Annotated in this window: 12 protein-coding genes; 7 read left to right on the forward strand and 5 right to left on the reverse strand. The window is 39.8% G+C overall.

From position 1 onward, the window contains the following. Positions 1–1,273 (forward strand): LPXTG cell wall anchor domain-containing protein (locus AC3E9F_RS08270; RefSeq protein WP_490672994.1); only part of this gene is annotated, 1,273 nt, incomplete at its 5' end. Between the two features lie 137 nt (positions 1,274–1,410). Beyond that, positions 1,411–1,974: a sugar O-acetyltransferase gene (locus AC3E9F_RS08275; RefSeq protein WP_263394101.1), complete on the forward strand. Its 564-nt coding sequence runs from the start codon at positions 1,411–1,413 to the stop codon at positions 1,972–1,974. A 30-nt stretch (positions 1,975–2,004) separates the two neighbouring features. On the opposite strand, the gene AC3E9F_RS08280 is transcribed toward AC3E9F_RS08275, so the two are convergent. After that, positions 2,005–2,688, reverse strand: a complete 684-nt coding sequence (locus tag AC3E9F_RS08280; RefSeq protein WP_414273043.1) for a DUF4956 domain-containing protein — start codon at positions 2,686–2,688, stop codon at positions 2,005–2,007. Further along, the gene (locus AC3E9F_RS08285; protein ID WP_490672995.1) at positions 2,681–3,457 is read right to left on the reverse strand and encodes a polyphosphate polymerase domain-containing protein; all 777 of its coding nucleotides are present in this window, start codon (positions 3,455–3,457) and stop codon (positions 2,681–2,683) included. The genes AC3E9F_RS08280 and AC3E9F_RS08285 overlap by 8 nt, the downstream gene beginning before the upstream one ends. Positions 3,458–3,664: 207 nt before the next feature. Between AC3E9F_RS08285 and AC3E9F_RS08290 the strand changes: the two genes are divergently transcribed. Then, positions 3,665–4,906, forward strand: a complete 1,242-nt coding sequence (locus AC3E9F_RS08290; RefSeq protein WP_490672996.1) for a carbohydrate-binding domain-containing protein — start codon at positions 3,665–3,667, stop codon at positions 4,904–4,906. 60 nt (positions 4,907–4,966) lie between these two features. Here the strand turns inward: AC3E9F_RS08290 and AC3E9F_RS08295 are convergent, their stop codons facing one another. From AC3E9F_RS08295 to AC3E9F_RS08305, 3 genes are all read right to left on the reverse strand, one after another. Beyond that, on the reverse strand, positions 4,967–5,170 hold the full coding sequence (locus AC3E9F_RS08295) for a CsbD family protein (protein WP_006151004.1): 204 nt from the start codon (positions 5,168–5,170) through the stop codon (positions 4,967–4,969). 117 nt (positions 5,171–5,287) lie between these two features. Next, a complete protein-coding gene (locus AC3E9F_RS08300; protein WP_195184046.1) occupies positions 5,288–5,920 on the reverse strand; it encodes a DUF421 domain-containing protein in 633 nt (210 codons plus the stop codon). Next, a complete protein-coding gene (locus AC3E9F_RS08305; protein WP_490672997.1) occupies positions 5,917–6,369 on the reverse strand; it encodes a DUF3290 family protein in 453 nt (150 codons plus the stop codon). Before AC3E9F_RS08305 ends, AC3E9F_RS08300 begins: the two co-directional genes overlap by 4 nt. 190 nt (positions 6,370–6,559) lie before the next feature. On the opposite strand from AC3E9F_RS08305, the gene AC3E9F_RS08310 reads away from it, so the two are divergent. The 4 genes from AC3E9F_RS08310 to AC3E9F_RS08325 all read left to right on the forward strand — a co-directional run. After that, positions 6,560–7,324 (forward strand): nucleoside phosphorylase, encoded by a 765-nt coding sequence (locus AC3E9F_RS08310; RefSeq protein WP_414254652.1) that lies wholly within the window; start codon positions 6,560–6,562, stop codon positions 7,322–7,324. A gap of 32 nt (positions 7,325–7,356) precedes the next feature. Beyond that, a complete protein-coding gene (locus AC3E9F_RS08315; protein ID WP_490672998.1) occupies positions 7,357–8,733 on the forward strand; it encodes a TrkH family potassium uptake protein in 1,377 nt (458 codons plus the stop codon). Positions 8,734–8,746: 13 nt separating this feature from the next. Then, positions 8,747–9,412 carry a potassium channel family protein gene (locus AC3E9F_RS08320; RefSeq protein WP_263394092.1) on the forward strand — a complete coding sequence of 222 codons (666 nt, stop codon included), beginning with the start codon at positions 8,747–8,749 and terminating at the stop codon, positions 9,410–9,412. A gap of 160 nt (positions 9,413–9,572) precedes the next feature. Continuing rightward, the coding region (locus AC3E9F_RS08325; protein WP_490672999.1) for a YSIRK-type signal peptide-containing protein at positions 9,573–10,020 on the forward strand (448 nt) is incomplete at its 3' end.

Below are 10,020 nucleotides of genomic sequence, written 5' to 3' on the forward strand. Positions count from 1 at the left end.
CGATGTCCCAGCAACATTTGAAGATGGTTCAACAACTAAGACTATCCCAGGTGAAGGAACTTACACAGTAGCACCAGACGGAACAGTTACATTCGTACCAGAAAAATCATTCACAGGAACAGGAACAGGCGTGACTGTTAAACGTGTAGATAAGAACGGTACCCCAGTAACAGCTAAGTACACACCAACTGTAACTCCAGTAACACCAACAGCTGAAGATGTTACATCAACAGATATCCAAGGCCAAACACAAACAGGTAAACCTAAGTTTACAGAAGGTGATCCAAGTGTACCAATGGATGACGATGTACCAGCAACCTTTGAAGATGGTTCAACAACTAAGGTAATTCCAGGAGAAGGAACCTACACAGTAGCACCAGACGGAACAGTTACATTCGTACCAGAAAAATCATTCACAGGAACAGGAACAGGCGTGACTGTTAAACGTGTAGATAAGAATGGTACCCCAGTAACAGCTAAGTACACACCAACAGTAACTCCAGTAGTTCCAACAGGTGAGCCAGCTACAACTATTGGACCTAAAGGTAAAGAACAGTCTGGTAAACCAACATTCAAGGAAGGTGATAGCCGTGTTCCAATGAATGATGATGTGCCAGCAACATTTGAAGATGGTTCAACAACTAAGGTAATTCCAGGTGTTGGTACCTACACAGTAGCACCAGACGGAACAGTGACTTTCAAACCAGAACCTGAATTTACAGGAACAGCTCCATCAGTTACAGTTGTTCGTGAAGATATGAACGGAACAAAAGCTTCTGCAACATACACACCAACAGTAACACCAGTTACTACATTTGTAGACAAAGATGGCAAACCTATCCCAGGTTACCCAACAGCAGACGGTGAACAACCAAAAGCTGAAATTCCAGGATACCGCTTCGTTGAAACTAAGAAATTGCCAAACGGCGATACAGTACATGTCTACGAAAAGATTACAACTACTCATGTTGACGAAAATGGAAACCCAATTCCAGGATATCCAACAGAGGATGGAGAACAACCTAAGAAAGATATTCCAGGATATGAGTTTGTGAAGACAGTTGTAGATGCTAACGGAAATATCCAACATATCTACAAGAAAGTTGTAACTCCAGAACAACCAGAAGCTCCAGTTAAACCAGCTCCAGCTAAAGAAAATGCTCCTCAATTGCCAAACACAGGTACTAAGGATAACGCTAGCCTTGCTGCTCTTGGTTTAGTAGGTGTCTTGAGTGGATTTGGACTTATTGCTCGTAAAAAGAAAGAAGACTAATCAACTCTGTAAAGAAGTGAGAAAGTCAACTTTCTAATTAAAAACTAGTGCATCAATCGATGCACTAGTTTTTTTGATGCTTGTATTAAAAATCGAACTATGCTACAATCTTGTAAAACAAGCAAGGACACCAAGATATGAAAAGTGAATACCAAAAAATGATTGCGGGAGAACCCTATCACCCCTTCGACCCAGAATTGCGTGCTCTAGCACAAACAGCACGACAAAAGCAAGCCTCCTTTAACGAAGAAGTCGATCCACTAAAAGGTATGGAAATCATCAAAGGGTGGTTTGGGTCTACCGGAGAAAATCTCTATATCAATACTCGCTTGGTTGTGGATTATGGTGTCAATATTCATTTGGGAGAAAATTTCTATTCCAATTGGAATTTAACCATGTTGGATGTTTGCCCTATTACTATTGGTGATAATGCTATGATTGGTCCTAACTGCCAATTTTTAACCCCCCTACACCCTCTGGATCCAGATGAACGAATTTCAGGTTTAGAATTTGGGAAACCAATCACGATAGGTAAAAACTTTTGGGCAGGAGGCGGCGTTACTGTCCTTCCAGGCGTAACACTAGGGGATAATGTTGTTGCAGGAGCGGGGGCAGTCATTACCAAGTCCTTTGGTGACAATGTCGTTCTGGCAGGTAATCCAGCACGGGTTATCAAAGAAATTCTAGTTAAAGAAAATTAAAAGAACAGCAAGATGCTGTTCTTTTGCTTATTAGAGGTTTTTTCTCTTCTTAGCTTTTTTAGTTAAAGTTACATCACATTGTTCGATATTTTGTGTGAGATAACTGGTCACTTGGAAGTCGTCAGTATCAGATTTTAGCTCGACTTCATAGACGATTGTTAGATTATCACCTGCGTTAGTGCTATTAATTGTAATCATGTCAACTTCTGAGCAGAATTGGCCAAGAGCTGATTGGATAGCTCCCTGTATCTTTTCTTGATTGGCTACCGTGATTGTCAAAAGTCTACGACGTTGATTGTCAGTTTTAATCTGTTGATGTTCCAAAAGGAACCAAACACCTAAGATAAATAGGGTGAACAAAATTGCTAGGAAGAGATAGCCTGTTCCACAAGCTAAACCGATAATCATGGCAAGGAAAATCGCAATCAGTTCTCTTGAACCACTAGTTGCAGAACGGAAACGAATCAAACTAAAGGTTCCGGCTACAGCGATTGAAGTACCCAAGCTTCCATTGACTAGAAAAATAACTAAGGTCATGAGGCAGGGAAGCAGAGTCAAGCTGATAGCAAATTCTCTGGTATAGAGGGTCCGATATTTGTAGGTCCAAGTGAGAGCCAAACCAAGAGTTAGACTGACAAGTAGAGCCAGCAGTAGTTGGAAGGGATCTGCACTGGCGGTGGCGTTGTTGAAAATGGAATTAAATAGATTATGCATAAGCGGTACCTGCGCTTTCTATACTGGGTCGTGGTACATAGGGGAGCCCTTGAGATTTGTGGTAAGCACAACTGTATTTTGAAAATTTGTGCTCTATCAAACCATACTTATCTAGGATGTCCTGCAACCACTGAGGCTTGTTTCCAGGAGCTTTAATCTCCATAATCACAGTATGGTCATCCAATAGAGGGGATCCTTGAATTCCAGAGAAAAGACTGACATTTTCATCTCTATAGACTAGATTTTGGTCAATTGTGATACGGATTTTGTTATAGTTGTAGCCCTCGATGTATTTCTTTTCCTTTAGTGAATAACGATCGTAGTAGATATACATACGAGGCTTGATGGCTTGCTTGTAATCTCTACGAAGTTTTTTCACTTTTTCAATGACGACTGTATCAGTAATGCTAGGATCCAAGTGTCCTTTGGTTATAAAATTAAGGATAGCAATCGGAGTTGAGAGTAGTCTAAACTTACGACTAACTCCTTCTTGGTCCTTGGTCTTGATTTCTAAAAAAACTTGACTATCTGCTTTGGGTTGGCTGAGATAGGTCCGCATCCGAACCTTTTCTTTTCGCTTATCTCCAAAATCATCATCTAGGAGAACATCAAAGTCTTTCGTATCAAAGTAGATATTTGATATGGTTGAAATTGGATAGTCGTCTTCTACTAAATATTCCTTTAAATCATGGATGAGTTTATCTATCATTTCTTTGGAGACAATATATTTGGTTTCAATCCGTTTGAAAGTTGTTTCGATTGGTTTCATAAATCCTTCTCCTCTAATCTTAAGTTATACTATTTTTAAACAAGGATGAACTTGCTTGTATAAAATTTTAAAGAGTTTATCTAAAACAATTGTTAAATTTAACTTAATTGAAACTAAACTTAAGAAAACTTTCAGAAAAAGTTTAGGCTTATTTTAGGAAAGTCACGTAGACTAAGAGCATGTAAAATGAAAGTCGAGGAAACGAGCATGAAAGCAAAAAAATGGACATTCTTATTGACGAGTATAGCAACTCTAGCACTAGTGACAGCTTGTACCCAGTCAACTTCAAATACAAGCAATAGTGCGGCAACAACTACATCCACTACAGATGCTAAGAAAACTAACTATTTCACAGACAAGGACTATGATACTTCCTATGATGAAAAGACAGCAGCAACTGTAACCTTGTCAGGATCAACAGCGAAGGTATCAGGTGACGGAGTTGCCGTATCAGGTTCGACTGTTACAATCTCTAAGTCAGGTACCTATGTGATCTCTGGTCAATCTGATGGAGTTCAAATTAAGATCGAAGCCGAAAAGACTGATGATGTACATATTGTTCTAAAGGGTGTGACCATGACCAATACAAATGCATCTATTTCTGCAACATCAGCTGGTCATGTTTACCTAACTCTAGCAGATGGTACAACCAATAGCCTATCAGATTCAGCAACTAATAGTGACGAAAAAGCGGATGCAGCCCTCTTCTCTAAAGTGGACTTGACCATCAATGGTAAGGGAACTCTCAATGTAGATGGTAAGAAAAACAATGGTATCAAGGCAAATGATACACTTCACATCACAGGTGGAAGCTACAACATCACAGCAGTCGGGGATGCCTTTAATGTTAATGATGAACTCAACATTACCGGCACAACTATGACTATCGATGCCAAGGAAGACGGAGTTAAGGTCGACAATGATGAGGACACATCTGTAGGAACCATGTATCTCTCTGACAATACCATCACTGTTACTGCTGGAGATGATGGTATCCACGCATCAGGTGATTTGGTTATTGATAGTGGTACCTATACCGTTAAGAATTCTACAGAAGGGCTTGAAGGTAAGTCAATTACTATCAACGGTGGAGATATCGCCATCTATTCAACGGATGATGGTGTCAATGCAGCCAACAAAAATGCTCAACAAAGTGAAATTTTCTTCACTATGAATGGTGGGAACTTGACGGTTGAAGTTGGTCAAGGGGACACGGATCCAATTGACTCAAATGGTAACATTACTGTTACGGGAGGAACCATCAAAATGACTGGTCAAACTGGTTTTGACTTTGATGGAACAGCGACTTACACAGGCGGAGACATCTATTTCAATGGTGAAAAACAAACTGAGATTGTCAATTCGATGCCTGGAGGCGGAGGGGCACCTGGCGGTGGCCCTCAAGGGAATGGTAGCCCTGGAGGTCCCGCTCCTGATGGACGACCATAAAAGAAAATCTCCTTTCTCGAAAGAGAAGGGAGATTTTTATGATATTAGGATGAGAAAGAATTATTCTCCGTCTTTTTTAAAGATGTTTTTCACGCCAGATACTGCACCTTCGACAGCTTCTTTAGCATCTTCAGCAACTTCTTTAGCTTTTGAAGCTACTTTTTCTGCAGCTCCTTCCGCTTGAGTTTTAGTATCGCCAGTAAGTTTACCAAAACTTTCTTTGACAGAACCTTTAGCTTGGTTGAATTTTTCTTCGATTGACATGGGGGATACCTCCGTTAATTTTTTGTAATATCTAAACCAAATCAGATACTAATTTAAGTATATACCATTTTATGCTAAAAAGCAAAAAACTGATACGAAAAGCATCAGTTTGTTTTTTTAATAGGTTACAACATTCAATTGACCTTTATCATATTCAGCGATAAAGATATTTGAGACTTCTTCGAAACCTTCTTCTTTCAATTTCTCAGTTAGCCACTCCTCGGATTTGCCAATGGTTTCTAGGATTTCAACTTGGACAACACCATCTGTAATCACTGGGTACTTAGGATTTTCGTCACCCATTCTTACGACAATCAGCTGTCCGTTTTGCTCAATCACAGCTCTCTTGACATCCTTCAATTGGAAAATTCCTTGAGCGCGCAATTTAAGAGCTACATCTGCCGCTGCAAGACCTTTTGAGCGACAGGCTTCAGGATCTAACTTACCATTTTTAATGATAATCGTAGGTTTTCCGTCAATCAGATGTTTAATGAAGGAAACATTGGTATTCAACCATTTGAGGAGTAAAATGAGAATAGTCCAAATAATGAGGATAACAATGTATTGGATGATGGTGATCGAACTATTGTAGATAACCCCACCGATAATACCCCCGAGAACAAAGTTCTGGATTTGATCTACTGCAGAACTTGGTGCTAAATTTCCTTTACCTGTTACGTTAATAACAAAAACAAGAGAAAGTAGCCCCAAGGCTAATTTAATTGCAATCGTAGCAAAAAAGCTTATCATTTTTCAACCTCCACGAGTTCAACATCTGATTTATAGAGTTCCATTTTTTCTAATAAATAGCTATCTTGGTCAGTCCCGCTAATGGCACGATAAAAATTGTTGCCAACCTTAATAATCGCCCCATCAGTCACTGCTGATGTGTTGACATAAACATTTTTCTTATCAACACCTAACTCTTTTGATACAATTTCGATGAAGTGCAAGGAACTACGAAATTGATTATCATTGGATTGGTTGTTTTGAAGATTCGTAATGCTAATCAATACAAAAGCAATTAACGTCAAAATAGAAATGAGCGATAATTCACGGAACTTACTCCCTCTTTTATCTTTGAAAGCCTTAAATGCAAAGAATCCAGTCACAATCACTAAGAATGTCGACACAATAATCATGGTCCAATTCTGTTGACTAATCTGACTGAGAACATAGTCATATGAATAGAATTTCATAAGATTTCTCCTTTTTTAAATTCAACCTATTATAAACTAATTCCTAAGTTTTAGCAATTTTGTTAGTAGAGGAAAAAGCATTTAATGGTTGTTTACTACTTAAGGTAGGTTTTTCTGATTTGACTTAGCCTCCCGTCTTGACTTTCGTTTGGCTTTTGTTATAATAGTAAAAATTTAGAGGAGGTATTCTATGATTCAAAAACATGCTATTCCTATTTTAGAGTTTGACGATAATCCTCAGGCAGTCATCATGCCAAATCACGAAGGATTAGATTTACAGTTGCCAAAGAAGTGCATCTATGCATTTTTGGAAGAAGAGATTGACCGTTATGCTCAGGAAGTAGGGGCGGACTGTGTTGGTGAGTTCGTTTCTGCCACTAAAACCTATCCTGTTTATGTCATGAGTTACAAGGGTGAGGAAGTATGTCTGGCTCAGGCTCCCGTAGGTTCTGCCCCTGCGGCCCAGTTTATGGATTGGTTGATTGGCTACGGTGTGGAGAAAATCATTTCCACCGGTACTTGTGGCGTGTTAGTGAATATAGAAGAAAATGCCTTCCTAGTTCCAGTCCGTGCTCTGCGTGATGAAGGAACTAGTTACCATTATGCGCCACCTTCTCGTTATATGGATGTACATGTAGAAGCGATTTCTGCTATCGAGCAAGTCTTGGAACAACTAGGAATTCCTTACGAGGAGGTTATGACTTGGTCGACAGATGGTTTTTACCGAGAGACAGCTGAAAAGGTTGCCTATCGTAAGGAAGAAGGCTGTGCAGTTGTGGAGATGGAGTGTGCAGCTCTTGCAGCAGTTGCCCAGCTTCGAGGAGTAGTTTGGGGTCAACTTTTATTTACAGCCGACTCTCTAGCGGATTTAGAAAATTATGATAGCCGCGATTGGGGTTCAGAAGCTTTTGACAAGGCCTTAGAACTCTGTCTTGAAATCGTTAGTCATATGTGACTGCTTTAACTATTTTATGGTACAATGTAGCTATGTTATTCAAATCATTTTCGGAAAAAATAAACACGACCTTGGGACGTTTATCACCTGCTCGTCGAATTTTTTTAAGTTTTGCTTTGGTTATTTTCGCAGGCTCTTTCCTTTTGAGTCTGCCATTTGTGCAAGCAACAAGCTCCCAAGCAACCTATTTCGACCATCTCTTTACAGCAGTATCCATGGTCTGTGTGACAGGACTCTTTACTCAACCAGTAGCTACCACATATAACATCTGGGGTCAGTTAATCTGTATGTTTTTGATCCAGATTGGTGGTTTGGGTCTCATGACCTTTATAGGGGTCTTTTATATTCAAAGTAAGCAAAAGCTAAGTCTTCGTAGCCGTGAAACAATTCTGGAGAGCTTTAGTTATGGAGAAACTCATTCTTTAATGGTTTTCATACGTTCGATTTTCTTGACGACTTTTATCGTTGAAGGACTCGGAGCTTTTCTTTTAAGTTTTCGTTTTGTTCCTGAATTTGGTTGGGGTCGAGGAATTTTTACCTCTATCTTCGTAGCTATTTCAGCTTTCTGTAATGCTGGTTTTGATAATTTTGGAAGTACAAGTTTAGTAGCTTTTCAAACTGATCCTTTGATTAATCTAGTGCTTGCTGCTTTGATCATCACAGGTGGTCTAGGGTTCATGGTTTGGTTTGACCTGGCCACGCAGTTGAGCAAGAAAAAACGTCGGCTTCGCTTCCATACCAAGTTGGTTCTCTTCTTGACAGCAGGAATTTTATTTACTGGAACAGTTTCAACCCTCTTGATAGAGTGGAACAATCCGGGAACGATTGGGAATCTCAGCATCCCTGATAAATTGCTAGTCAGTTTTTTCCAAACAGTTAGCATGAGAACGGCGGGTTTTGCTTCTATTGATTTTACTCAGGCTAGGCCTGTTACCTTGATGATCTATATTTTGCAGATGTTTCTGGGTGGGGCGCCTGGTGGAACAGCCGGGGGGCTTAAAATCACAACCTTCTTTGTATTATTGGTCTTTGCACGCAGTGAACTTTTAGGATTACCCCATGCCAATGTAGCTCGGAGAACAATTTTACCTAGGACAGTCCAAAAATCATTCAGTGTCTTTATTATCTTCTTGCTAACTTTCTTGCTGGGCTTGATCCTGTTAGGGGTAACCGCAGAAGGGAATCCGCGCTTTATCTACATCATGTTCGAGACAATTTCAGCGCTTGCCACGGTCGGAGTGACTGCCAATCTGACACCAGAGTTAGGTAGATTAGCTCTTAGCATTATCATGCTACTGATGTTTATCGGACGAATTGGACCACTGACGCTATTAGTTAGTTTGGCTGAGTATCAACCAGATAAGAAAGATATGATCCACTATATGAAAGCAGATATTACCATAGGATAAGAAAGGATAAACTATGTCAGATCGGACAATTGGAATTTTAGGTTTAGGTATTTTTGGGAGTAGTGTACTTACCGCTCTCGCTCAGCATGATATAAATATTATCGCCATTGACGACCATGAGGAGCGAATCAATCAGTTCGAACCAGTCTTGGTACGTGGAGTGGTTGGAGATATTACCGATGAAGAGCTCTTGCTCTCAGCAGGAATTGATACCTGCGATACAGTTGTGGTGGCAACTGGGGAAAATTTAGAATCTAGTGTGCTTGCAGTCATGCATTGCAAGAGTCTAGGAGTACCAACTGTTATTGCTAAGGTTAAAAGCCATACAGCAAAAAAAGTCCTTGAAAAAATTGGCGCGGATTCAGTCATTTCACCAGAATATGAGATGGGTCGTTCGTTGGCGCAGACTATTTTATTTAATAACAGCGTTGATGTTTTTCAGTTGGATAAAAATGTCTCGATTGTCGAGATGAAAATTCCACAGTCGTGGGCAGGCAAGGGCCTAAGCCAACTAGACCTTCGAGGACGATACAATCTCAATATCCTTGGCTTTCGTGACTACGAAAATGCTCCCTTAGATGTTCAATTTGGACCAAATGACCTTTTAAAAGCCGATACCTACATCATGGCGGTGATTAATAACCAATATTTGGATACCTTGGTTGAATTAAGTGATTAAAAAGAGAACTAGCTTCTCTTTTTTCTTTTTTTGTAGAGGCATATGTTCGATATAAGTAATTTATAAGAAGGATTTAAGAAAAATTTTAACTTTTTCTTAATCCTTTTTAATTTTAGGAGATTATACTTAAATCATCAAAAACATATCAAAGGAGAATCCTATGAAATTCAATCCCAATCAAAGATATACTCGCTGGTCTATTCGCCGTCTCAGTGTCGGTGTAGCTTCAGTTGTTGTGGCTAGTGGCTTCTTTGTCCTAGCTGGTCAACCAGCTTCAGTTCGTGCAGATCAAGTGAAACCTACGGCAATGCCAGTTGTCCAAACTGAGAAAGACATGCCTAAAGAAGTCAAGAAAACTAGTGATATGCCAGAGAAAGCTACTGAGCTTCCTATGGACTCTAAGAAAGAAGTAGGAACTACAGAAGCTCCTGCTAAAGAAGAAATGCCTGTAGAAACAAAAACTACTGATCCTGAAACTGCTAAAAAAATGGAAGAAACTTCTAAAGCTGAAGTGACTGAAATGCCTAAATCAGGAGCAGAAACTCCTGAAATGGCTCCAGCACCTAAGGGAGAAAGTCCAGTTGCTAAGGAAGAAATGGTAACTAGTA

The organism is Streptococcus sp. SCPM-O-B-15277 (M60), assembly GCF_058200335.1.

Bases quoted from the DNA above. Each gene is read 5' to 3' on its own strand.
- AC3E9F_RS08305 (WP_490672997.1), bottom strand. From the start codon at position 6,369: ATGAAATTCTATTCATATGACTATGTTCTCAGTCAGATTAGTCAACAG.
- AC3E9F_RS08310 (WP_414254652.1), top strand. From the start codon at position 6,560: ATGATTCAAAAACATGCTATTCCTATTTTAGAGTTTGACGATAATCCT.
- AC3E9F_RS08295 (WP_006151004.1), bottom strand. From the start codon at position 5,170: ATGTCAATCGAAGAAAAATTCAACCAAGCTAAAGGTTCTGTCAAAGAA.
- AC3E9F_RS08320 (WP_263394092.1), top strand. From the start codon at position 8,747: ATGTCAGATCGGACAATTGGAATTTTAGGTTTAGGTATTTTTGGGAGT.
- AC3E9F_RS08290 (WP_490672996.1), top strand. From the start codon at position 3,665: ATGAAAGCAAAAAAATGGACATTCTTATTGACGAGTATAGCAACTCTA.
- AC3E9F_RS08315 (WP_490672998.1), top strand. From the start codon at position 7,357: ATGTTATTCAAATCATTTTCGGAAAAAATAAACACGACCTTGGGACGT.
- AC3E9F_RS08275 (WP_263394101.1), top strand. From the start codon at position 1,411: ATGAAAAGTGAATACCAAAAAATGATTGCGGGAGAACCCTATCACCCC.
- AC3E9F_RS08285 (WP_490672995.1), bottom strand. From the start codon at position 3,457: ATGAAACCAATCGAAACAACTTTCAAACGGATTGAAACCAAATATATT.
- AC3E9F_RS08300 (WP_195184046.1), bottom strand. From the start codon at position 5,920: ATGATAAGCTTTTTTGCTACGATTGCAATTAAATTAGCCTTGGGGCTA.
- AC3E9F_RS08280 (WP_414273043.1), bottom strand. From the start codon at position 2,688: ATGCATAATCTATTTAATTCCATTTTCAACAACGCCACCGCCAGTGCA.